The sequence below is a fragment of the Streptomyces inusitatus genome, from assembly GCF_014651115.1.
Taxonomy (GTDB): Bacteria; Actinomycetota; Actinomycetes; order Streptomycetales; family Streptomycetaceae; genus Streptomyces; species Streptomyces amakusaensis.
Genome location: NZ_BMWG01000010.1, coordinates 8112 through 33473, shown reverse-complemented (window position 1 = coordinate 33473; position 25362 = coordinate 8112). Strand labels below are relative to the sequence as shown.

Sequence of the window (25362 nt, the reverse complement as noted above, 5' to 3'; positions counted from 1 at the left end):
TGCGCACCACACCACTTCGGAAGCGGGCAGGGAACGACATGAGCGACTCCGCGCACGGTGTCCGGCTCCAGGGCGAGGGCCTCACCCTGGCCTACGACGAGCGGGTGGTGGCCAGCGCCCTGGACGTCCGCATCCCGGACGGCTCCTTCACGGTGATCGTCGGGCCGAACGCCTGCGGCAAGTCCACCCTGCTCAAGGCCCTCTCCCGAATGATCAAACCGAGAGCCGGGACAGTCCGGCTGGACTCCGCGCCGATCTCCTCCTACTCCGCGAAGGAGGTGGCGCGGCGGCTCGGACTGCTGCCGCAGACCTCCACCGCCCCCGGCGGCATCACCGTCGGCGACCTGGTGGCGCGCGGGCGCTATCCGCATCAGCGGATGCTCCGCCAGTGGTCCGCCGAGGACGAGCGCGCGGTGGTCGAGGCCATGGAGATGACCGGCGTCCTGGAGCTGGCCGACCGCTTCGTCGAGGAACTCTCCGGCGGGCAGCGCCAGCGGGTCTGGCTCGCCATGGTCCTCGCCCAGCGGACCGGGGTGCTGCTGCTGGACGAACCCACCACCTTCCTCGACCTCGCCCACCAGGTCGAGGTGCTCGACCTCTGCTGGGACCTGCACCGGGGACAGGGGCACACCCTGGTCCTGGTCCTCCACGACCTCAATCAGGCGTGCCGCTACGCCACCCATCTGATCGTGATGAAGGACGGCAGGATCGCGGCCCAGGGCGACCCCTCGAAGATCATCACGGCGGAGCTGGTGGAGGAGGTCTTCGGGCTCGCCTGCCGGATCATCCCCGACCCGGAGGTGGGCACTCCGCTGGTGGTCCCCCTCGCCAGGCCCGACGACCCCCGCCGGCTGGACGCGCCCTCCTCCGGGCTGCTCGCCGCCGACGGCGCGCGACGGGGCTGAGCCGGGCCCGTCACGCGGAGGGCCGGACTCCCGTCCGTTCCCCATTCCCCCCGTCAACTGCTGCGACTACGGCGAGTTCCGCAAGCGGAAGGTCATTAATTACCCTTCCAACAGGGGCATTTGGGATGGGTGACAGTGGTGCGCACGGAAGGGATTAGGTTAGACTTACCTAAGTATCCATGTGAGTGGATCATGGCACGGGAACCCCAGGCCGACGACGTAAGGATCAACTCGTCCATGACGACGAACCCCTTTGACGACGACAGCGGAACCTTCTACGCCCCGGTCGACAGTGAAGGCACTCGCTCCTCGTGCCCGGAGCACAACGAACGGCAGTGGACCGACATGCGTCCGCAGAGCCTCATACGCCGGATGGAGCGGGACGCCCGGGCCCCCGCGCCCCGCTGACCCGCCGTACCCGTTCGCGTACACCCCCCCTCATCAGCAGGTGCGAACCTGCCTCTGAGCCGTCCAGGACCTGAATCTGTCACGGCGCACTCTGTGCTGCCAGAAGAGGACTTCCCATGCGGACCACGGAGCACCTTCAGCATGCAGTGAGCGTGCGGTGACCACACTTTCCGATCGATCCGGCTACCGATCCGCCACCGTCGGCGCCCTCGGCGACCCCCTCGCGGTCGCCGCCTCCCTGGCCGGGGCCTCCACCGCGCCCCATGTGCTCTACGAGCGCGCGGGCCAGTGGTCCTTCGGGGCCGGCGCCGCCTATGAACTGCTGCTCTACCCGGACCGGATCGAGGTGCGGGACAGCTTCGGCGACCGCACCCTGGCGACCGGCCCCGCACCCCTCCAGCAGATAGCCGACCTCCTCGCCGCCTGCCCGCTGCCCGGATGGCGCGCCTACGGCTGGGCCGGGTTCGAGCTGGCGTACTTCCTGCACGGCCTGCCCCAGCTCGCCGGTCCGGAACCGCTGCTGCATCTCATCGTCCCCGAGACCGAGGTCCGCTGGCAGGACGGGGAGGCCACCCTGCGCGCCCTGGACCCCGGGGCCCTGCCCGCGCTGGCCGAACTGCTCGCCAAGGAACCCGCCCCGGCCGCCGGAGCGCCGCTCGACCTCGACGAGGGCGAACTCGGCGAGGAGTACCGCAAGGCCGTCGCCGCCGCCGTCGAGGACATCCGGGCACGACAGCTCCAGAAGGTCATCCTCTCCCGGGTCGTCCCGGTGCCGCAGGAGATCGACCTCGCCGCCACCTATCTGCTGGGCCGCCGGGGCAACACCCCCGCCCGCTCCTTCCTGCTGGACCTCGGAGTCCACCGGGCGGCCGGATTCAGCCCGGAGACCGTCGTCGAGGTCGACGCGCACGGCCGGATCTCCACCCAGCCACTGGCCGGCACCCGGGCCCTGACCGGCGACCCGGCGGCCGACCACGACCGCCACGAAGAACTCCTCGCCGACCCCAAGGAGATCTTCGAGCACGCGATATCGGTCAAGGCCGCCTGCGAAGAGCTGTACCCGATGTCCGAGCGCGGCTCCGTCACCGTGGACGAGTTCATGAACGTACGCAGACGGGGCAGCGTCCAGCACCTCGCCTCCCGGGTCGGCGCACGCCTCGCCCCCGGCCGCAACGCCTGGCACGCGCTGGCCGCGCTCTTCCCCGCCGTCACGGCCTCCGGCCTCCCCAAGGCCGCCGCCTGCACCGCGATCCACCGGTACGAGAGCCTCCCCCGGGGCCTGTACAGCGGCGCGGTCCTCACCGCCGACGCGGACGGCTCCCTCGACGCCGCCCTCGTCCTGCGGACCGTCTTCCAGCGCGACGGCCGCACCTGGCTGCGCGCCGGGGCCGGCATCGTCGAACACTCCACTCCCGAGCGCGAGTTCGAGGAGACCTGCGAGAAGCTCCGCAGCACCAGCAGATTCCTCGTACCCCGCACGCCGTCCGACGCCGGCAGCCCCGAAGGGCCCCGCGACCCGCGCAACCGCGACTTCGGAGCGACAGACCGATGACCTCACACGAACCCACCCCCGAGGCGCTGCGCCGGACGATCGCCGAACTCGTCGACGAGGAGCCCGGGGCGATCGACGAGAACGCCAATCTCTTCGCGCTGGGCCTCGGATCCATCGCGGTGATGCGTCTGATCGGCGGCTGGCGGCGCGGCGGCCTCATGGTGAACTTCGCCGAACTCGCCGAGAACCCCACGCTCGCGGCCTGGACCGGGCTGCTCACCGCCCGTACCCCCGAAACGCCCGCCGGGGCGGAGACGGAGACGGAGGCGGAGGACGGCGAGAAGGACGGCGGCAGGTACGGCGACGGCGGTGAAGGCGCCGAGTTCCCCCTCGCGGTGATGCAGCACGCCTACTGGATCGGCCGCACCGACGGACAGCGGCTCGGCGGCGTCGCCGCGCACCTCTACACCGAGTTCGACACCGCCCCCGGCCAAGGCGTCGACCCGGCGGTCTTACGCACCGCGCTGGAACGGCTGGTGGAGCGCCACGCGATGCTCCGCGCCCGCTTCACCGACGACGGACGCCAGCGGATCGAGGCCCGCTCCGGCTGGCGCGGGCTGACCGTGCACGATCTGCGCGGGCTCGACGGACCCGCCCTCGAACGGCGGCTCGAAGACATCCGGCAGACCCTCTCCCACCAACTGCTCGGCATCGACCGGGGCGAGGTCTTCTCCACCGCGCTCAGCCTGCTCCCCGGCGACCGCACCCGTCTCCACCTCGATGTGGACATGGTCGCCGCCGACGCGGTCAGCTACCGGATCCTCCTCGCCGACCTCGCCCGTCTGCACACCGAGCCGGACACCGAACTGCCCGCCATCGACTACAGCTACCGCCAGTACCGCGCCGCCCGCCCCGAAGCCGCGCGGACGGCCGCCGACCACTGGCGGGAGCGGCTGCCCCACCTCCCCGGCGCGCCCGAACTCCCCCTGGCCCCCGAGCCGGACCGGACGGCCGCCGCCCGTGTCACCCGCCGGCACTTCGTCCTCGGCCCCGAGGCGCGCGGCCGGCTCACCGAAGCCGCCAGGCGGCGCGGACTGACCCCGGCGATGACCGTGGCGACCGCCTTCGCCGAGGTCATCGGGGCCTGGTCGGCCACCCCCCGGTTCCTGCTCAATGTGCCGCTGTTCGACCGCGAGCCGCTCCACCCGCACATCGACCGGATCATCGGCGACTTCACCGGCTCCGTCCTCCTCGACGTGGACCTCACCGAGCCGCTGCCCTTCGCCGACCGCGCCCACGCGATCCAGACCCGGATGCACGCGGACATGGCCCACGCCGACCACTCCGGCGTCGAGGTGCTGCGCGACCTCACCCGGCGGGCCGGTGAACAGGTGCTGGCCCCCGTGGTCTTCACCAGCGCACTCAACCTCGGCGAACTCTTCCACCCCACCGTGCGCGCCGCCTTCGGCGACCCGGTGTGGATCGTCTCCCAGGGCCCCCAGGTGCTGCTCGACGCCCAGATCACCGAACTCGGCGGCGGTCTGCTGGTCAACTGGGACATCCGGGAGGACGAACTGGCCCCCGGTACGGCCGAGGCCATGTTCGGCGCCTTCGAACGGCTGGTGCACCGGCTCGCCGAGGACGGCCCCGCCTGGGACCTGCCCGTCGACGATCTGCCGCCCGCGGCGCAGCCCGCGGCCCGCGCCCGCGCCAACGACACCGGGCGGCCCCGCCGAGACCGCCCGCTCCACCAGGACTTCTTCACCCTGGCCCGGCGGAATCCGCACGCCCCGGCGCTGCTCTGGGGCGACGACGGCACGATGACCTACGGCGACCTCGCCGACCGCGCCCTGCGGGTCGCGGCGGCGCTGGCCGCCCGGGGAGTGCGCCCCGGCGACCCCGTCGGAGTGACCCTCCCCAAGGGGCCGGGCCAGGCCGTCGCCGTCCTCGGAGTGCTGGCCGCCGGGGGCTCCTACACGCCCATCGGGGTGGACCAGCCGCCCGCCCGCGCCGCCCGCATCACCGAGACCGCGGGACTCTCCGTCACCGTCACCGCCGGCCACCCCGGCCCGGACGCCGCCGAGGACTCCGGGCGCGCCCTGCCGCTGCCCGCCGCGCTCCAGGTCCCGCCGCTGCCCGCCCCGGTCTCCGGCGGTACGGGGGAGCCCGGGGACGGGACGGACGACGATCCGGAGCGCCCCGCGTATCTGCTGTTCACCTCCGGGTCCACCGGCGAGCCCAAGGGCGTCGACGTGCCGCACCGGGCCGTCGTGAACACCCTCGACGACCTCGCCGAGCGCTACTCACTGGGCCCGGGCGACCGCACCCTCGCCCTCTCCGCCCTCGACTTCGACATGTCGGTCTTCGATCTCTTCGCCCCGCTCTCCACCGGCGGCGCGGTCGTCTTCCCCGACCAGGACGACCGCCGCGACGCCGCGCGCTGGGCCGAACTGGCCCGACGCCACCGCGTCACGGTCCTCAACTGCGTACCCGCGCTGCTGGACATGCTGCTCACCGGCGCGAACGACCCCGGCGACAGCCTGCGGCTGGTCCTGCTCGGCGGCGACCGGGTCGCCCCCGAACTGCCCGGAAGGCTCGCCGCGAAGGTCCCCGGCTGCCGGTTCGTCGCCCTGGGCGGCACCACCGAGACCGCCATCCACTCCACCGTCCGCGAGGTGGGGACCGTGCCGCCGCACTGGCACTGCGTCCCCTACGGAACACCGCTGCGCAATGTCGTCTGCCGGGTGGTGGACCACCTCGGCCGGGACTGCCCCGACTGGGTGCCCGGCGAGCTGTGGATCGGCGGCGACGGCGTCGCCCTCGGCTACCGGGGCGACCCCGGGCGTACCGCCGACCGCTTCGTCGAACACCTGGGCAGGCGCTGGTACCGCACCGGCGACCAGGCCCGCTGGACCCCCGTCGACGGCATCGAATTCCTGGGCCGCCGCGACCACCAGGTGAAGATCCGGGGCTTCCGCGTCGAACTCGGCGAGGTGGAGGCCGCTCTCACCGCGGACCCCCGGGTCCGCTCCGCCGTCGCCCTCGCCGCGGGCAGCCCCGCCGCCCTCACCGCGGCCGTCGTCCCGGCCGGAGCGCACAGCGCGTCCGACACCACGCCCGAAGCCCTCCGCGAAGCCCTCCGCGACCGGCTCCCGCCGCACATGGTGCCCGACCGGATCACCGTCCTGGACGCCGTCCCGCTCACCGCCAACGGCAAGACCGACCGCGCCGCGCTCGCCGCGCTGACGGCCCGGCAGAGCCCGGGCCCCGCCCGTACGGCGCCGGGCACCCCGCTGGAGCGGGCCGTCGCCCACATCTGGCAGCAGACCCTCGGCGTCAAGGACGTCGCGGCCGACGAGGAACTCTTCGCGCTCGGCGGCGACTCGGTGCGCGCCACGGGGATCATCGCCCGGCTGAGGGAGGCACTGGACGCCCCACAGGCCTCCGTGCGGATGCTCTTCGCCGCCCCCACCGTCGCCGGACTGGCCCGCGCGCTGGCCGCCGCCCACCCCGACCCCGGCCGGCTGGAGAGGGTCGCCCAGCTCTTCCTCGACATCGAGGCGCTGAGCGACGACGAGGTCGCCACCCGGCTCGACGCCGCCCGTGCACCCGGTCAGGAGGACGGCCGATGACCTCCATACCCTCCGCACCCTCCGCACCCTCCGCACCCGAGGGCCCTCCCGGGCCCGCGAGCCTCCCCGACGGCCCCGCCTTCACCCCCTGGCCCGCCGAGGACGCCCGCCGCTACCGCGACCTCGGCCACTGGCGCGGCACCGCCCTCGGCGAGCTGCCGCGCACCTGGGCCGCCCGCTCCGGCGACCGCACCGCCCTCGTCTTCGGGGACCTGCGCCTCAGCTACACCGAACTGGACCGCCGCGCCGACACCCTCGCCGCCGGACTCCTCTCCCTCGGCATCGCCCCCGGCGACCGGGTCCTGGTCCAGCTCCCCAACAGCGCCGACTTCGCCGTGCTGCTGTTCGCGCTGGCCCGCTGCGCCGCGGTCCCCGTCCTCACCCTCCCGGCGCACCGGCGCTCCGAGATCGCCCATCTGGCCGCGCTCTCCGAGGCCGTCGCCTACGTCGTACCCGACCGGTACGCGGGCTTCGACCACCGCGCGCTCGCCGCCGAGGTCGCCGAACGCGTCCCCAGCCTGCGGCACATCCTGGTCGCCGGGGACCCCGGACCCTTCACCGCGCTCGACTCGGTGAGCGCCGAACCGGGCCCGCTGCCCACCGCGGACCCCTCGGCCCCCGCCGTCCTGCTGGTCTCCGGCGGCACCACCGGCAAACCCAAACTCATCCCCCGTACCCACGACGACTACGCCTACAACGCCCGAGCCAGCGCCGAGGTCTGCGGGCTGGGCCCGGCCGACGTCTATCTGGCCGCCCTCCCCGCCGCCCACAACTTCCCGCTGGCCTGCCCCGGACTCCTCGGCATCTGGAGCGCGGGCGGCACCGCCGTGATGGCCCCCGCCCCCAGCCCCGACGTCGCCTTCCCCCTCATCGAACGCGAAGGCGTCACGGTCACCGCCCTGGTGCCGCCGATGGCCCGGCTGTGGACGGAGTACGCCGAGTGGGCCCCGGAGGACCTCTCCTCGCTGCGGCTCCTCCAGGTGGGCGGCGCACGCCTCGACCCCGACCTGGCCCGCCGGATCCCGCCCGCCCTCGGCTGCTCCCTGCAACAGGTCTTCGGCATGGCCGAGGGACTCCTCAGCTACACCCGGCCCGAGGACGGCCCCGAGACCGTCGCCACCACCCAGGGCCGCCCCCTCTCCCCGCAGGACGAGGTGCGCGTACTCGACCGGGACGGAGCCCCGGTGGCGGACGGAACCGTGGGGGAGCTGTGGGCCAGGGGCCCGTACACCCTGCGCGGCTACTACCGGGCGGCCGGGCACAACGCCGGGGCGTTCTCCCCGGACGGCTTCTTCCGCACCGGCGACCTGGTCCGCCGGCTGCCGACCGGCCACCTCGTGGTCGAGGGCCGCGCCAAGGACGTCGTCAACCGGGGCGGCGAGAACGTCTCCGCCTCGGAGCTGGAGGAACATCTCCTCGCCCATCCGGGCATCGCCCAGGCCGCGGTGGTCCCCCTGCCCGACGAGACCCTCGGCGAGCTGGTCTGCGCCGTGGTCACCGCCGCCCCCGGCGCGGAACAGCCCCGGATCAAGGAGGTCAAGGCTTATCTCGCCGACCGGGGCCTGGCCGACTTCATGCACCCCGACCGGCTCGTGGTGCTCGACACCCTCCCGCTCACCGCGGTCGGCAAGATCAGCAAGCGCGACCTGGTCGCCCGGCTCACCGACGAAGCCGAAGCCGGCTGACACGCGCGCACCCCGCACCCCGCGCCGACTCGTACGCAGACACGTACGCCGACTCACCACGCCGGACCCGCTGACAGCCAGACCCGTGCCCATGGAAGGCGAACCCCCGTGACAACTGACGGTGCCCGGACGGAACCAGGCGCGGCCGAGCGCCGGCGCGAACTGCTGCGCCTGGCCAAGGCCCGCGAGAACCTCACCGCGGACCCCACCCCGCAGCCCGCCCCCGCGGCGCCCCAGGGGGACCTGCCCCTCTCACCCGGCCAGCGCCGCATGTGGTCGATCCAGCAGCTGCACCCCGAGAGCACCGCCTACAACGTCCTGATCGCCCTGGACCTCCAGGGACCGCTGGAAGGACCCGTCCTCGGCGAGGCCCTCGTCCGGCTCACCCGCCGGCACGACATCCTGCGCACCACCTACCACACGGGCCCCGACAGCACCCCCGTCCAGCGGGTCCACGCCGAACTCGCCGTCCCCTTCGACATCGTGGACCTGCGCGAGTACGCCGAACCCGAGGCCGCCGAGCGAGCCCGGCACTCCGCCCGCGCCGCCGCCGAGCACGTCTTCGACCTGAGCGGCCGCCCCCCGCTGCTGCTGCGGCTCATCCGCACCGGCGAACACACCAGCGTCCTGGTCCTGGTCGCCCACCACATCGCCTGGGACGACAGCACCTCCGCCGTCTTCTTCGGCGAACTGATGGAGAACTACACCGGCCTCCTCACGGGCGCGGAGCCGGTGCGCGGCCCCGCCCTCCAGTTCGCCGAGGCCGCCGCCCCCGACCGGCCCGCCGAACCCCGGCCCGAGGGCCTGGCCCACTGGCGCGAGACCCTCGCCGCCCCGCCCGCCCCCATCGACCTGCCCCGCCTCAGCGGCGGCAGCGGCGGCACCGGACGCCCCGGCGACGACCAGGCCCACCGGCTCCGGCCGGGCACCGGCCGCCGGCTGCGCGAGTTCGCCCGCGCCGAGGGCGCGTCCCCCTTCATGGTGCTCCTCGCCGCGGTCAACGCCCTCGTCCACCGCTACACCGGGGCACAGGACTTCCTCATCGGCGCGCCCGTCGTCAACCGCGACTTCCCCCGCGCCGAGGAAGTCGTCGGCTACCTCGGCAACACCCTCGCCCTGCGCGCCGACGTCCGGCCCGGCGACACCTTCACGCACCTCGTCGCCAAGGCCCGCGCCCGCTGCGTCGCCGCGTACGAGAACCAGGACATCGAACTCGAACACATCACCAGGGAAGTCGACCCCCAGCGCCGCCGGGGCGAACAGGGCCTGTTCAACCTGGTCCTCTCCCTCCGCAGCACCGTGCTCGACCCCTTCACCGCCGCCGGGCTCACCGCTGCCCGCCACCATCTCTACAACGGCAGCGCCCGCTTCGATCTGACCCTCGCCGCCGAACTCCTCGGCGACGAGGTGGGCGTCGAGGCCAACCACTGGGCCGACGACGGGGCCGCCGCCATGGCGCGCGGACTCCTCCACCACCTCGACACCCTGCTCAACGCCGCGCTGGAGAGCCCCGACACCCCCATCAGCGCCCTGGAACTGCTCACCCCCCGGGAACACGCCAAGATCGCCGCGGCGGCGGCCGGCCCCACCCCCGAACTGCCCGACGCGCTGCTGCCGGAACTCTTCCAGGCCCAGGTGCGGCGCACCCCGGACGCCACCGCCCTGCTCTCCCCGGCCGGCGCACTCGGCTACGCCGAGCTGAACGCCCGCGCCAACCGGCTCGCCCGGCACCTCACCGGCCTGGGCATCGGCCCGGAGGACCTGGTGGCGCTCGCCGTCCCCCGCTCGCACGACACCGTCGTCGCCGCGCTGGCCGTCCTCAAGGCGGGCGCGGCCTATGTGCCCGTCGACCCCGGCTATCCGCCGGACCGGGTCCGCTTCATGCTCACCGACCCCGCGCCCGCGCTGCTGATCACCACGGTCCCCGCCGACTCCTGGCTGCCCCGCGACGCGGGCCCCGACCGGCTGCCGCTGGACGCCCCGGAGACCGTCGCCCTCCTCGCCGGACACCGCGACGACGACCTCACCGACGCCGAGCGGACCGCCCCCCTCGACCCGGACCACCCGGCGTACGTCATCTACACCTCCGGATCCACCGGCACCCCCAAGGGCGTCGTCGTCGCCCACCGCGCGCTCGCCGCCCATCTCGACTGGGCCGGACGCATGTTCACCGGACTGGCCGGACACACCCTGATGCACTCCTCCGTCTCCTTCGACTTCTCGGTGACCCCGATGTACGGGCCACTGCTCCAGGGCGGCGTCCTCGAACTCTGCGAGGACACCCTCGACGGCCTGACCGCCGCCGCCGGCCGGGCCAGCTTCATCAAGATCACCCCCAGCCATCTCCCGCTGCTCCCCGCCGTCCGCTTCTCCGAGACGGGGGAGCGCACCCTCGTCATCGCGGGCGAGGCGCTGCGCGGCGAGGCCCTCGCCGGCTGGCGTCCCCCGGCCGACGGAACCGTCGAGGTCATCAACGAGTACGGACCGACCGAGACCACCGTCGGCTGCCTCATCCACAGCCTCGGCACCGCCCACGACACCCCGCCAGGACCGGTCCCCGTCGGCCGCCCGGTGCCCCACACCTCCGCCCATGTCCTCGACACCGCCCTGCGCCCGGTCCCCGACGGCGTCATCGGCGAGCTGTACGTCGGCGGACGCCAGCTCGCCCGCGGCTATCTCGGCCGCCCCGCCCTCACCGCCGCCCGCTTCGTCGCCGACCCCTTCGGCGAACCCGCCGCCCGGCTCTACCGCACCGGCGACCTGGTACGCCGCCGTCCCGACGGCACCCTGGACTTCGTCGGCCGCACCGACGACCAGGTCAAGATCCGGGGCTTCCGCGTCGAACTCGGCGAGGTCGAGGCCGCCGTCGCCGCCTTCCCCGGCGTCGCCCGGGCCGCCGTCGCCGCCCACCACGACGGCCCCGGCGGGGCCTATCTCGCCGCCTACGCCGTCCCGGACACGCCCGGCTCCCTCGACGTCGCCGCACTCCGCGACCATCTCGCCGCCCGGCTCCCCGAACACTCCGTCCCCGCCGCCACCGTGCTGCTCGACGCGCTCCCGCTCTCCCCCTCGGGCAAGACCGACCGCCGCGCCCTGCCCGTACCCGACTTCACCAGCGCCGCACCCGTCCGCGAACCGGGCACCGAGGCCGAACGCACCCTGTGCGCCCTCTTCGCCGAACTCCTCGGCGTCGAGAACGTCGGCGTCGACGACTCGTTCTTCGAACTCGGCGGCGACAGCATCGTCAGCATCTCCCTGGTCAGCCGCGCCCGCGCGGCAGGCCTCGCCCTCTCGCCCGGCGACGTCTTCGCCCACCGCACCCCCGCCGCCCTGGCCGCCGCGGTCGCCGCAACCGACGCCGACGGGCCCGGCGGTACGGAAGAGCCCGCCGCCGCACCGGCGGACGACGGCACGGGCACCGCCCGGCCCACCCCCGTCATGCGCGCCTTCGCCGCCCGCCCCGGCGGACTGCTGCCCCGCCACCACATGTCCGCACTGCTCGACGTACCCGGCGACCTCACGGCAAACGAGCTGACCGCCGTACTCCAAGCCCTGCTCGACCACCACGGAGCCCTGCGCTCCCGCCTCGAACCCGGCCCGCTCCTCACCGCCCCGGCCCCCGGCTCCGTACCCGCGGAGCCCCTGCTGCGCCGTGTCGCCACCGAGGGCCTCACCGACGCCGAGCGCACCGCGCTCACCGACCGGGAGCACACCGCCGCACTCGGCCGCCTCGACCCCGGCGCGGGAACCATGGTCCAGGCCCTCTGGCTCGACGGCGGCCCGGCCGGCGGACAGCTCCGCCTCCTCGTCCACCATCTCGCCGTCGACGGCGTCTCCTGGCGGATCATCACCGAAGACCTCGCCACCGCCTGGCGCGCCGTCCGCGCGGGCGAGCGGCCCCGGCTGCCGGAGGTACGCACCACCCTGCGCCAGTGGACCGACGGACTCGCCGAAGCGGCGAACCACCCCGACCGCACCGCCCGGCTGGAGACCTGGCGGGCCGTACTGGACGGCCCCGACCCGGTGCTCGGCGCCCGCAGGCCCGACCCGGCCCGCGACCTGTGGTCCACCGTGGACACCGTCACCGTCACCGTGCCCCCCGAGACCACCGGCGCGCTGCTGACCACCGTGCCCGCCGCCTACTTCGCGGGCGTCGAGGACATCCTGCTCACCGCGCTCGGCCTCGCCGTCGCCGCCTGGCGGCGCGAGAGGGGCGTCGACGAGCCCACCACTGTCGTCACCCTGGAGGGACACGGCCGCGAGCAGAGCGTCGTCCCCGGGGCCGACCTCACCCGTACCGTCGGCTGGTTCACCAGCCAGTACCCGGTCCGGCTGGACACCGCCGGGCTCGACCTCGACGAAGCGCTCGACGGCGGACCCGCCGCCGGGACCGCCGTCAAACGCATCAAGGAACACCTGCGCTCACTCCCCGACCGGGGCCTCGGATACGGACTGCTGCGCCACCTCAACGACGCCGCGGCCGAGACTCTCGCCGCCCACCCCGAACCCCAGATCGGCTTCAACTACCTCGGCCGCTTCGACACCTCGGCCCGCGAGAAGGGCCAGGACTGGACCCTGGGCGCGGGCGGCCTCACCGCCGCCTCCGACCCCGGCATGCCCGCCCCCGTCGCCGTCGTCGTCAACGCCCTCACCGAGGACGGCCCCGAGGGCCCGAGGCTCACCGCCCACTGGACCTTCCCCACCGGTGTCCTCACCGCCGGGGAGACCACCGCCCTGGCCGACTGGTGGCGGCGCGCCCTCACCGCCCTCACCACCCACGCGCGGCGGCCCGACGCGGGCGGCCGCACCCCCTCCGACCTCTCCCTGGTCTCCCTGGACCAGAGTCAGCTCGACGCCCTGGAATCGAGGTGGCGCACCGCATGAGCACCCGATCCCCGATCGAGGACGTCCTTCCCCTGAGCCCGCTCCAGGAGGGGCTGCTCTTCCACTCCGTCTACGACGAGACCGGCATCGACGTCTACACCGCCCAGCTCCTCGTCGACCTGACCGGACCGCTCGACCCCGGCCGGCTGCGCCGCGCCGCCGAGGCGCTGGTCCGCCGGCACCCCACGCTCCGCTCCGGCTTCGTCCGCGACACCGGCTCCTCCCCGGTGCAAGTGGTGCTCCGCGAGGTCACCGTCCCCTGGCTCCACACCGATCTGACCCATCTGGACGAGACCGCCCGCGCCGCCGAGCTGACCCGGCTGGTCGAGGCCGACCGGATCCGCCGCTTCGACCTGGAACAGCCGCCGCTGATCCGCTTCCTGACCATCACCACCGGACCGGAACACCACCGGCTGGTGATGACCAACCACCACATCGCGCTCGACGGCTGGTCCACCCCGCTGCTGATGCGCGACCTCTTCGCCCTCTACGCGGCCGACGGCGACCCCTCCGGCCTGCCCGCCGCCCGGCCCCACCGCGACTTCCTGGCCTGGCTCGCCCGACAGGACCGCGAAGCGGCCCTCACCGCCTGGCGCACCGCGCTCGACGGAGTCGAGGAACCCACCCTGGTCGCCCCCGGCGACCTCGCCGAGAGCCCCCGACTGCCCGGACAGGTCACCGCACGGCTGTCCGGCGAACTCACCGACCGGCTCACCGCGCTCGCCCGGAGCCACGGCATCACCCTCAACACCGTGGTCCAGACCGGCTGGGGCCTCCTCCTCAACCGGCTGACCGGCCGCCGCGACGTGCTCTTCGGCGCCACCGTCTCCGGCCGCTCCCCGCTGCTCCCCGGCGTCGAGTCCATCGTCGGACTGCTCATCAACACCCTGCCGGTACGCGTACGAATCGACCCCGCCGAGACCGTCTCCCAGCTGCTCACCCGCGTCCAGGCCGAGCAGGCCGCCCTCGTCGACCACCAGCACATCGGGCTCGCCGAGCTCCAGCGCACGGTCGGCGCGGGCGAACTCTTCGACACCCTGACCGTCTTCGAGTCCTTCCCCTTCGACGCCGACGCCATCACCGCCGCCCAGCGCGGCGCGGGCCTCACCGCCGTCTCCACCACCCGGCCCATCGCCACCCACTACCCGCTCACCCTCATGGTCGAGCCCGGCCCCGGCGGATCCGGCCCCACCGGACTGGGGCTCACCCTCAAACACCGGCCCGACGTCTACGACGGGCCGGGGGCGCGCACCCTCCTGGACCGCTTCCAGCGGATACTCAGGGCCATCGCCGACGACCCCGGGGTCCGCACCGCACGGGTCGACGTCCTCACCCCCGGCGAACGCCGCGCCCTGCTGGCCCCCGCCCCCGCCGCCGCTTCGGTACCGGCCTCCGGCGCGACCCTGCCCGCGCTCTTCGAGGAGCAGGCCGCCCGCACCCCCGACCGGGTCGCCGTCGTCCACGGCGGGGACCGCCTCACGTACCGCGAGCTGAACACCCGGGCCAACCGGCTGGCCCACCGGCTGATCGCCCTCGGCGCGGGCCCCGAAAAGCTGGTCGCCCTCGCCCTGCCCCGCTCCCCGGAGCTGGTCGTCGCCGTGCTCGCGGTCCTGAAGACCGGAGCCGGCTATCTCCCCGTCGACCCCGAGTACCCCGGCGACCGCATCCGGCTGCTGCTCACCGACGCGCGCCCCGCCGCCCTGCTCACGGTCCGCGACACCCCCGCCGCCGCGACCCTCGACACCCTCGCCGCCGGGAGCGCCCTGCCCGCGCTCCGGCTGGACGACCCGGCGACCCTCGCCGACCTCGCCCGGCGGCCGGACACGGACCCGGCCGACGCCGACCGCCGTACCCCCCTCCACCCGGACCATCCGGCCTACGCCATCTACACCTCCGGGTCCACCGGCACCCCCAAGGGCGTCCTGATCCCGCACCGCAACGTCGTCCGGCTCTTCGCCGCCACCGCCGCCCTGATCGAGCCCGGCCCCGACGACGTCTGGACCCTCTTCCACTCGTACGCCTTCGACTTCTCCGTCTGGGAGATCTGGGGCCCGCTGCTGCACGGCGGGCGGCTCGTGGTCGTCCCCACCGCGACCAGCCGCTCTCCCGAGGAGTTCCTCGCCCTCCTCGACGAGCAGCGGGTCACCGTCCTCAACCAGACGCCGTCCGCCTTCCACCAGCTCGCCGCCGCCGTACGCGAACGCGGCGCCCCCACCGCCACCCTGCGCGCCGTCGTCTTCGGCGGCGAGGCCCTGCAACCGCCCCGCCTCGCCGACTGGTACGCCGACCACCCGGCCGGCGGCCCCCGTCTGATCAACATGTACGGCATCACCGAGACCACCGTGCACGCCACCCAGCAGCCGCTGACCCCCGCCATGACCGCCACCGCCACCAGCCCCATCGGACACGCCCTGCCGGGGCTGACGATCCATCTCCTCACCCCCGAACTGGACCTCGCCCCGCCCGGCGTCATCGGCGAGCTGTACATCGGCGGCCCCCAGCTCGCCCGCGGCTATCTGGGACTGCCCGCGCTGACCGCCGCCCGCTTCGTCGCCAGCCCCTTCACCCCCGGCGAACGCCTCTACCGCACCGGCGACCTCGCCCGGCGCGCCGCCGACGGCACCCTGGAATTCGCGGGCCGCGCCGACGACCAGGTCAAGATCCGGGGCTTCCGGATCGAACCCGGCGAGGTCGAGGCCGCCGTCGCCGCTCACCCCGGGGTCTCCCGCTGTGTGGTGCTCGCCCGCTCCGACGGCCCCGGCGGCACCCGTCTCCTCGCCTACGCGGCCACCGCCACAACCCCGCCGCCCACCGCCGCCGAACTGCGCGCCCACACCGCCGACCGGCTGCCCCCGCACATGGTGCCCGCCTCCTTCACCGTCCTGCCCGCTCTCCCGCTCACCCCCCACGGCAAGGTCGACCACCGGGCCCTGCCCGCCCCCGACACCGCGGGCACCGCCGGGGCCCGCCCGCCCGCCGGACCCGCCGAGACCACCCTGTGCGAACTTTTCGCCCAGCTCCTGCGGCTGGACCGGGCCGGCCCCGACGACTCCTTCTTCGAACTCGGCGGCGACAGCATCCTCGCCATCGGCCTGGTCTCCCGGGCCCGCGCCGCCGGTCTCCCCCTCACCCCCCGCGACGTCTTCACCCACCGCACACCGGCCGCCCTGGCCCGTGCCGCCGAACAGACAGCCCGCCCGGCCGAGGCCCCCGCCGAGGACGAGGGCACCGGGGAGATCGGCCCCACCCCCATCACCGCCTGGCTCCGGAGCGTCCAGGGCCCCACCGACGGACTCTCCCAGTCCGCCACCCTCCCCGTCCCGCCCGGCACCACCGAGGAGCAGCTCACCACCGCCCTCCAGGCCCTCATCGACCACCACGACGCGCTGCGCCTGACCGTAGAACACCCCGAAGGCGCCGAAGGCCCCTGGACCCTGCGGGTCCGGCCCGCCGCCACCGTGCCCGCCGCACCCCTGACCCACCGGGTGGAGTGCGCCGGACAGAGCCCACGACAGCTGTACGAGAGCGCCCGCGACCGCGCCGGGGCGGCCCGCGCCCGCCTCGCCCCCGGCACCGGGCACATCCTCGCCGCCGACTGGCTCGACGCGGGCCCGGGCCGCCCCGGACTCCTCCTGCTCGTCCTGCACCACCTCGCCGTCGACGGCGTCTCCTGGCGGATCCTGCTCCCCGACCTCACCGCCGCCCTCGAAGCCGCCGCCCGGGGCGCCGCGCCGGAACTGCCCGCCGTGACCACCTCGCCGCGCCGCTGGGCCCAGCTCCTCGGCGAAGAGGCCCGCCACCCCCGGCGCACCGCCGAACTCCCGCTGTGGACCGACATCCTCACCGACCCCGGACCGCTGCTCCGGGGCCGCCGCCCCGACCCCGCGCACGACACCCAGGGCACCGCCGGACGCCTCGAACTCCAGCTGCCCGCCCACCGCACCGAACCCCTGCTCGGCCGCGTCCCCGCCCTCTTCCACGCGGGCGTCCAGGACATCCTCCTCGCCGCGCTCGCGCTCGCCCTCGCCCAATGGCCCCAGGGCGGCCGGCCCGCCGTCGTCGACGTCGAGAGCCACGGCCGCCACGAACACCTCTTCCCCGGCACGGACCTCTCCCGCACCGTCGGCTGGTTCACCGCCGTGCACCCCGTACGGCTCACCACCGAACCCCTCACCCCCCAGCAGATCCTCGACGACCCCGCCGCCCTGGGACGCGCGGTCAAGGACGTCAAGGAGCAACTGCGCGCCATCCCCGGCGACGGACTCGGACACGGCCTGCTCCGCCGTCTCAACCCCGAGACCGCACCGGCACTCGCCGCCCTCCCCGAACCGCTGCTGGGCTTCAACTACCTCGGCCGGTTCGCCGCGCCCGAGGAGGGCGACACCGCCGGGGGACCGGTGGGCGGCGGCGCGGACCCGGCCATGCCGCTCGGCCACGCCGTCGAGGTCAACGCCGCCACCTGGGACACCCCGGCGGGACCGCGCCTCACCGCCCGCTGGACCTGGGCCCCCAGCCTGCTCACCGAGGAGCAGGCCCGCGCCCTCGCCACCGCCTGGTTCACCGTCCTCGAAGCCCTCGCCGACACCGCCGACCTGCCGGGCGCGGGCGGCCGCACCCCCTCGGACCTGTCCCTGATCGACCTCTCCCAGGACGACATCGACGCCCTGGAAGCAGAGTTCGAGGACCCCGACACCGACAGGATGCCGTCATGAGCCAGCAGTCCCGCATCGAGGACGTCCTGCCCCTCACCCCGCTCCAGGAGGGCATGCTCTTCCACACCCAGCTCGACGACGGACAGGGCCCCGACGTCTACACCGTCCGCCTCGGCGTCGAACTCGCCGGCCCCGTGGACCCCGCGGCCCTGCGCCGCGCCGGACAGGCACTGCTGGAGCGCCACCCCAACCTCCGGTCCGCCTTCCGCACCAACGCCCAGGGCCGCCCGATGGCCGTCGTGCTCCGCCGCGTGGAACTCCCCTGGACCGAGCACGACCTCTCCGGCCTCGACGAACGGGAGAAGCCCACCGCCCTCGCCCGGCTGGCCGACGAGGAGCGCGTCCGCCGCTTCGACGTCCGCACCCCGCCCCTGCTCCGCATGGCGCTGATCCGGCTGGGCGCCGACCGCTTCCGGCTCGCCCTCACCTTCCACCACGTACTGCTCGACGGCTGGTCCTCCCCCCTGGTCCTGCGCGAACTGCTCACCCTCTACGCCGGCGGCCAGGACCCCCGGGCACTGCCCGCCGTCACCCCCTACCGCGACTACCTCGCCTGGCTCGCCGCCCAGGACCGGCGGGCCACCGCCGCCGCCTGGGACGAGGCGCTCGCCGGACTGGAGGAGCCCACCCTGCTCGCCGGGCCCGCGCCCGCCCGCACCCCGGTCCTCCCGCACCGCGTCGACCTCACCACCCCGCCCCGCCTCGCGACCGCCCTGCACACCCTCGCCCGCAGCAGGGGAGTGACCACCAGCACGCTCGTCCAGGCCGCCTGGGGCCTGCTGCTGGCCCGCCGCACCGGCCGCACCGACGTCGTCTTCGGCACCGCGGTCTCCGGCCGCCCGCCCGAGATCCCCGGCGTCGAGAACATGGTCGGACTCTTCATCAACACCGTCCCCGTACGCGTCCGGCTCGACCCCGCCGAAACCCTCGGCGACCTGCTTGAACGCCTCCAGGACGAACAGTCACGACTGCTCGGCCACCAGTACCCGGGCCTCGCCGAGATCCAGCGCTCCGCCCACACCGCCGACACCGGCGACCTCTTCGACACCCTCGCCATCGTCGAGAACTACCCGCCCCCCACCACCGGCGAGACCCCGGGCGGCCTCCGCGTCACCGGACTCGACGGCGAGGACGCCACCCACTACCCGCTCACCCTCACCGCCGTCCCCGACCGCGACACCCCCGGCGGCCTCACCCTCACCCTCGACCACCGGCCCGACACCTTCGACCGCGACCACGTCGCACTCCTCGGCGAGCAGCTGCTGCGCGTACTCGAACAGCTCGCCACCGACCCCGGCCTCCCCACCGCCCGCTGCGAGGCCCTCGCCCCCGCCGAACTCACCCGGCTGCTGGACGGCTGGCGCGGCGAGCGCGCCCCGCTGCCCGAACAGACCCTGCCCCAGCTGTTCCAGGCCCAGGCCGCCGCCACCCCGCACGCCCAGGCCCTCGTCCACGAGGGCGGCGCCCTCAGCTACGCCGAGCTCAACGAGCGCGCCAACCGGCTCGCCCGGGTCCTGACCGGGCTCGGCATCGGCCCCGAACGCGTCGTCGCCCTCGCCCTGCCCCGCTCGGCCGAACTCGTCACCGCGATCCTCGCCGTGCACAAGGCCGGAGCCGCCTATCTGCCCATCGACCCCGACTACCCGCCCGAGCGCGTCGCCCTCATGCTCGACGACGCCCGGCCCGCCCTCCTGCTCACCCCGCCCGGCCAGGCCCCGGCGGCCCACCCGGAACACCCGGCCACCCCCCATCTCGCCGTCGGCCCCGACACCGGCCACGACCAGCCGGGCCACGACCTCCTCCCCGCCGAGCTGGGCGCCCCCCTCGACCCGCGCCACCCGGCGTACATCATCTACACCTCGGGCTCCACCGGCCGCCCCAAGGGCGTCACCGTCCCCCACCGGGGCATCGTCAACCGGCTCCGCTGGACCCAGCACGCGTACGAACTCCGCCCGGACGACCGCGTCCTCCAGAAAACCCCCTCAAGCTTCGACGTCTCCGTCTGGGAATTCCTCTGGCCCCTCGTCACCGGCGCGACCCTGGTCCTCGCCCGCCCCCAGGGCCACAAGGACCCCGCCTACCTCGCCGCACTCATCCGCGACAAAGCCATCACCACCGTCCACTTCGTCCCCTCCATGCTCGACGCCTTCCTCCAGGAACCGGCGGCGGCCCACTGCGGCACCCTGCGCCGCCTGCTGTGCAGCGGCGAGGCCCTCCGCCGCGAGACCGCCGACCACTGCCACCGGGTACTGGGCCTCAACCCCCACAACCTCTACGGCCCCACCGAGGCATCCGTCGACGTCACCGCCTGGGCCCACCACCCCGACGCCCCGCCCGCCGCGACCGTGCCCATCGGCCGCCCCGTGCACAACACCCGCGTCTACGTCCTCGACCCCGCGCTGCGCCCGGTGCCGCCCGGCGTCACCGGCGAACTCCACCTCGCAGGGGACCAACTGGCCCGCGGCTACCTCGGCCGCGCGCGGGCCACCGCCGAACGCTTCGTCGCCGACCCCTTCGGTGAGCCCGGCACCCGGATGTACCGCACCGGCGACCTGGTCCGCTCCGACGCCGACGGAGTCCTGGAGTTCATCGGACGCACCGACGACCAGATCAAGATCCGGGGCTTCCGGATCGAACCCGGCGAGGCCGAGGCCGCCCTCACCGGAGCCCCCGGCACCGCCCGCGTCTGCGTCGTCGCCCGCGAGGACCGCCCCGGCGACCCCCGCCTGGTCGCCTACGCCGTACCCGCGCCCGGCGCCGAAGCCGGCGCCCTGGACCTCGAAGCCCTGCGCGCCCACGCCGCCCGGACCCTGCCCGAACACCTCGTACCCGCCGACTTCGTGGAACTGCCCGCCCTGCCGCTCACCCCCAGCGGCAAACTCGACCGCCGCGCCCTGCCCGCCCCCGGCCACCGCCCCGACCCGGCGGGCCGCACCCCCCGCACCCCCCGCGAAGAACAGCTCTGCACCCTCTTCGCCGACGTCCTCGGCCTGCCCGCCACCGGCCCCGACGACCACTTCTTCCGGCTTGGCGGCCACTCCCTGCTCGCCACCCGGCTGGTCAGCCGGATCCGCACCGAACTCGCTGCCGAACTGCCCCTGCGCGCCGTGTTCGACGCCCCCACCCCCGCCCGGCTCGCCCTCCTCCTGGACGGCGGCCCCGCCGCCCGCCCGGCCCTGCGCCCCGCCGTCCGCCCGGCGGCCGTGCCGCTCTCCTTCGCCCAGCGGAGGATGTGGTTCCTGGACAGCCTCGACCCCGAGGGCACCACCTACAACATCCCCTGGGCCTGGCGGCTGACCGGCCCCGTCGACCCCGAAGCGCTGACCGCGGCCCTCGGCGACCTCACCGACCGCCACGAGGCCCTGCGCACCGTGCTCCCCGCCGAGGACGGCGTCCCCCGCCAGCGGGTCCTGCCCCCGGCCGAGGCCCGCCCCGCACTGCGCACCGAGAACACCACCCCCGAAGAACTCCCCGGCGCTCTCGCCGCGGCCGCCGCCCACCGCTTCGCCCTCGACCGCGACACCCCCCTCCGCGCCCATCTGCTGACCCTCGCCCCCGACGACCACGTCCTGGTCCTGCTCGTGCACCACACCGCCGCCGACGGCTGGTCCCGGGGACCGCTCCTGCGCGACCTCGACACCGCCTACACCGCCCGCCGCGCCGGAGCGCCCCCCGCCTGGCGGCCACTGCCCGTCCAGTACGCCGACCACACCCTGTGGCAGCGCGAACTCCTCGGCGACGAGGACGACCCGCGGAGCCTGGGCCGCCGCCAGGAGAGCTACTGGACCACCGCGCTGGCCGGCCTCCCCGAGGAACTCCCCCTCCCCGCCGACCGGCCCCGCCCGGCCACCGCGAGCCACCGGGCCGACTCCGTCCCCTTCACCGTCACACCCACGCTCCACCGCTCCCTGCGCGCCCTCGCCGAACGCTGCGACGCCAGCGTGTTCATGGTCTTCCAGGCCGCGCTCGCCACCCTGCTCACCCGGCTCGGCGGCGGCACCGACATCCCCCTGGGCACCCCCGTCGCGGGCCGCGACGACGAAGCCCTCACCGACCTGGTCGGCTCCTTCACCAACACCCTCGTCCTGCGCACCGACACCTCCGGCGACCCCGGCTTCCTCGAACTCCTGCGCAGGGTCAGAGAGACCGACCTCGCCGCCTACGCCCACCAGGAACTCCCCTTCGAACGCCTGGTCGACCTCCTCAACCCGGCCCGCTCACTCTCCCGCCACCCCCTCTTCCAGGTCATGCTGGCGCACCAGGTCGCCCCGCCCGCCCGCCCCACCCTGCTGTCCGTGCCCGCGGCCCAGCACGACACCGGACTGCGCACCGCCAAATTCGACCTCGCCCTCGACCTCACCGAACACCCCGGGGCCGACGGCGTCACCGGCCGCGTCGACTACCGGCTCGACCTCTTCGACCCGCCCACCGTCCAGACCCTGGCCGAACGGCTCGTCAGAGTCCTCGAAACAGCCGCCGCCGACCCCGAACGGCCGCTCAGCCGCATCGACGTCCTCTCCCCGGACGAACGGACACGCATCCTCGGCCCCTGGAGCGGCTCCCCCTCCACCCACCCGCCCGTCACCCTCGTCGACGCCTTCGAGGAACAGGCCCGGCTGCGCCCCGACGCGGTGGCGGTGGTCCTGGAGACCGACGAGGTCACCTACGCCGAACTCGACGCCCGCGCCAACCGGCTCGCCCGGCTGCTGCTCGCCCGGGGCGCGGGCCCGGAGCGGCTCGTCGCCCTCGCCCTGCCCCGCTCGATCGACACCGTCGTCGCCCAGCTCGCCGTCGTCAAGGCGGGCAGCGCCTACCTCCCCCTGGACATCGACTACCCCGCCGAGCGGATCGCCCTGATGCTCGCGGACTCCGCACCCGCCGTCATCGTCACCGCCACCGACCTGGAACCCGGCCTCCCCGACGCCCACCCGGCCGCACACACGATCCGCCTCGACGACCCCGCCACCGCCACCGCCGCCGCCGGGCTGAGCGACGCCCCGCTCACCGACGCCGAACGCGGCGGGCCCCTCACCCCCGACAACGCCGCCTACCTCGTCTACACCTCGGGCTCGACCGGCCGCCCCAAGGGCGTCCTGCTCACCCACGCCGGAGTCGCCGGACTCATCTCCACCCAGCGGGAACGCTTCGGCGTCGGCCCGGACACCAGAGTCCTCCAATTCGCCTCGCCCGCCTTCGACGTGGCCTTCTGGGACCAGTGCCTCGCCCTGTGCTCCGGCGGCCGGCTGATCGTGGTCCCCGCCGAACGGCGGATCGCGGGCCCCGAGCTGACGGAGTACGCCGTCGAGCACGGAGCCACCTTCATGATCCTGCCCCCGGCCCTGCTGGAGGCGCTGCCCCCCGAGTGCACACTCCCCGAGAACTCCGTCCTGCTGGCCGGCACCGAACGCGTATCACCCCAGCTGGTCACCCGCTGGGGAACCGGCCGACGGCTCTTCAACGCCTACGGGCCGACCGAGGCCACCGTCAACTCCACCCTCGGCGAGTGCGACCCGCTGGAGTACGCGGACACCGCACCCGGATCGGTGCCCATCGGCATCCCCGACCCGGGCACCCGCGCCCACATCCTCGACGCCGCGCTGCGCCCGGTGCCGCCCTCGGTCCCCGGCGAGCTGTACCTCGGCGGCGCGGGGCTGGCCCGAGGCTATCTGGGCCGCGCCGCGCTGACCTCCCAGCGGTTCGTGGCCGACCCCTTCGGCCCTCCCGGGGCGCGGCTCTACCGCACCGGCGACGTGGTGCGATGGCGGCCGGACGGCCGGATCGACTTCATCGGCCGCAGCGACGACCAGGTCAAGATCCGGGGCTTCCGGATCGAACTCGGCGAGGTCGAGGCCGCCCTGACCGCCCACCCCGACGTGGTGTCGGCCGCCGCGACGGTCCGCGACGATCTGCCCGGCGGCCGCCGGCTGGTGGCGTACGCGGTGCCCGTACGCGGAAGCGCACCGGACCCGGAGGAGCTGCGGGCCGCGCTGGCGGCCGTGCTGCCCGCGCCCATGGTGCCCTCCGCCGTGGTGATCCTCGACGCGCTGCCGGTCACCGGGAGCGGGAAGCTGGACCGCGCGGCGCTGCCCCGGCCCGACCGGCGGAGCCCGGCGGTCGCCGACCGGCCGTCCGATCCCCTCCAGAAGGCGCTGGCGGAACTCTTCGCCGAACTGCTGGGCCTGGAAGGGGTGGGCGCGCACGAGGACTTCTTCGCGCTCGGCGGCCACTCCCTGCTGGTGCCGCGCTTCCTCGCCCGGGTCCGTACCGAACTGGGGGCGGAGCTGGCCACCAGGGCCTTCTTCGACGGCCCCACGGTCGCCGCCCTCGCGTCGGTGATCACCACCACCGCCGCCGGGACGTCCGGCCGCGACGAGGACGAGAAGGAGAGTGACGCCGTGGCCACGGCCGACCCGCAGACGGAGATGGCGCTGGACGCCCGGCTCGACCCGTCCCTGAGGCTGCCCGCCGGGGACGCCCCGCCCGCCGACGGGCCGGCCGAGATCCTCCTCACGGGAGCGACCGGATTCGTCGGGGCGTTCCTCCTCGAAACCCTCCTGGAGCGCACCGACGCCCGGGTGCACTGCCTGATCCGGGCCGAGGACGACGAGCGGGCCGGGGAGCGGCTGCGCGAGACACTGGAACGCTTCGGGGTGAAGGCCCCCTCGCCGGACCGGGTGACACCGATCGCGGGCGATCTGGCCAGTCCCGGCCTCGGGCTGAGCGCAGCAGTCCACCGCGCGCTCGCCGGGCGGATCGACACCGTCTTCCACAACGCCGCCTCGATCAGCCTGCTCCGGGGCTACTCGGGACTGCGCGGGGGCAATGTCCTGGGCACCGCCGAGATGGTGCGCTTCTCGGTGACCGGACGGCTCAAGCGGCTGCACCACACCTCGACGCTGTCGGTGATCCCCCGGCTGGAGACCGGGCTGCCCAGCCGGCCCGAGGAGGAGGAGCTGCCGGACCTCGAAGGCCCCGGCAACGGCTATGTGCTCAGCAAGCGCGCCGCCGAGGCGCTGGTGGCGGCCGCCGGACGGCTCGGTGTCCCGACGACCGTGCACCGGCTCGCCCGGGTGACCGGACACAGCAGGACGGGGGTGTGGACCGCCGACGACTTCCTCGGCCGTCTCCTCGTCGGCTCGCTGCGGGTGGGCCTGCTGCCCAGCCACGGCCCGGCCGAACTGTGGACCCCGGTGGACCAGGTGGCGCAGGGGATGGTCCATCTCGCGCTGCGGCCCGAGTCGCGGGGCGGAGTCTTCCATCACGCCGACACCCCGCCGATCACCATGGCCGAGCTGGGGGAGTGGATGGCCGCCTGCGGCCGGCCCGTCGGACTGGCGGAACCTGCCCGCTGGGCGGAGGCCCTGGCGGCGGACCCCGGCAATCCGGTCGGCCCGTTCCTGCCCCAGCTCCGCGGCCAGGCCCCGAGGCCGGCCGCCGTCTGGTCGCCCGAGCCCTTCCGTACCGACCGGCTGCGCGCCGGGCTGGCGGGCTCCGGTCTGGAGCGGCCCGCGCCCGGTCCCGGGCTGCTGGCCGGCTATCTCCGCTTCTTCGAGTCCCAGGGGCTGCTGCCGCCGAAGTGAGCCCGCCGGAGCGCCCCGGAGCGCCCCGCCCGGCCGGCTTCCGGGCGGGGCGCTCCGGCGAGGG

8 protein-coding genes are annotated in these 25362 nt (G+C 74.9%); all 8 read left to right on the top strand.

The features are described 5' to 3' along the window. Window positions 1-38: 38 nt before the first annotated feature. The 8 genes from IE247_RS17265 to IE247_RS17230 all read left to right on the top strand — a co-directional run bounded on the left by IE247_RS17265 (window position 39) and on the right by IE247_RS17230 (window position 25298). Window positions 39-905: an ABC transporter ATP-binding protein gene (locus IE247_RS17265; RefSeq protein WP_190124036.1), complete on the top strand. Its 867-nt coding sequence runs from the start codon at window positions 39-41 to the stop codon at window positions 903-905. Window positions 906-1097: 192 nt separating this feature from the next. After that, window positions 1098-1313, top strand: coding sequence for an MbtH family NRPS accessory protein (locus IE247_RS17260; RefSeq protein ID WP_229869190.1), 216 nt, complete (start codon window positions 1098-1100; stop codon window positions 1311-1313). Between the two features lie 157 nt (window positions 1314-1470). Continuing rightward, complete coding sequence (locus tag IE247_RS17255) at window positions 1471-2865, top strand: salicylate synthase (RefSeq protein ID WP_190124035.1); 1395 nt, start codon at window positions 1471-1473, stop codon at window positions 2863-2865. Continuing rightward, a complete protein-coding gene (locus tag IE247_RS17250; protein WP_190124034.1) occupies window positions 2862-6437 on the top strand; it encodes a non-ribosomal peptide synthetase in 3576 nt (1191 codons plus the stop codon). The genes IE247_RS17255 and IE247_RS17250 overlap by 4 nt, the downstream gene beginning before the upstream one ends. Further along, complete coding sequence (locus tag IE247_RS17245; protein ID WP_190124033.1) at window positions 6434-8122, top strand: (2,3-dihydroxybenzoyl)adenylate synthase; 1689 nt, start codon at window positions 6434-6436, stop codon at window positions 8120-8122. Before IE247_RS17250 ends, IE247_RS17245 begins: the two co-directional genes overlap by 4 nt. Before the next feature lie 108 nt (window positions 8123-8230). Next, window positions 8231-13006, top strand: a complete 4776-nt coding sequence (locus tag IE247_RS17240; protein WP_190124032.1) for a non-ribosomal peptide synthetase — start codon at window positions 8231-8233, stop codon at window positions 13004-13006. Further along, window positions 13003-17718, top strand: coding sequence for a non-ribosomal peptide synthetase (locus tag IE247_RS17235; RefSeq protein WP_190124031.1), 4716 nt, complete (start codon window positions 13003-13005; stop codon window positions 17716-17718). The genes IE247_RS17240 and IE247_RS17235 overlap by 4 nt, the downstream gene beginning before the upstream one ends. After that, on the top strand, window positions 17715-25298 hold the full coding sequence (locus IE247_RS17230; protein ID WP_190124030.1) for a non-ribosomal peptide synthetase: 7584 nt from the start codon (window positions 17715-17717) through the stop codon (window positions 25296-25298). Before IE247_RS17235 ends, IE247_RS17230 begins: the two co-directional genes overlap by 4 nt. Window positions 25299-25362 lie beyond the last annotated feature (64 nt).

What these genes read in the sequence shown, in the direction of transcription:
- IE247_RS17235 (WP_190124031.1), top strand. Translation starts at nt 13,003, where the DNA reads ATGAGCACCCGATCCCCGATCGAGGACGTCCTTCCCCTGAGCCCGCTC.
- IE247_RS17260 (WP_229869190.1), top strand. Translation starts at nt 1,098, where the DNA reads ATGGCACGGGAACCCCAGGCCGACGACGTAAGGATCAACTCGTCCATG.
- IE247_RS17245 (WP_190124033.1), top strand. Translation starts at nt 6,434, where the DNA reads ATGACCTCCATACCCTCCGCACCCTCCGCACCCTCCGCACCCGAGGGC.
- IE247_RS17250 (WP_190124034.1), top strand. Translation starts at nt 2,862, where the DNA reads ATGACCTCACACGAACCCACCCCCGAGGCGCTGCGCCGGACGATCGCC.
- IE247_RS17265 (WP_190124036.1), top strand. Translation starts at nt 39, where the DNA reads ATGAGCGACTCCGCGCACGGTGTCCGGCTCCAGGGCGAGGGCCTCACC.
- IE247_RS17230 (WP_190124030.1), top strand. Translation starts at nt 17,715, where the DNA reads ATGAGCCAGCAGTCCCGCATCGAGGACGTCCTGCCCCTCACCCCGCTC.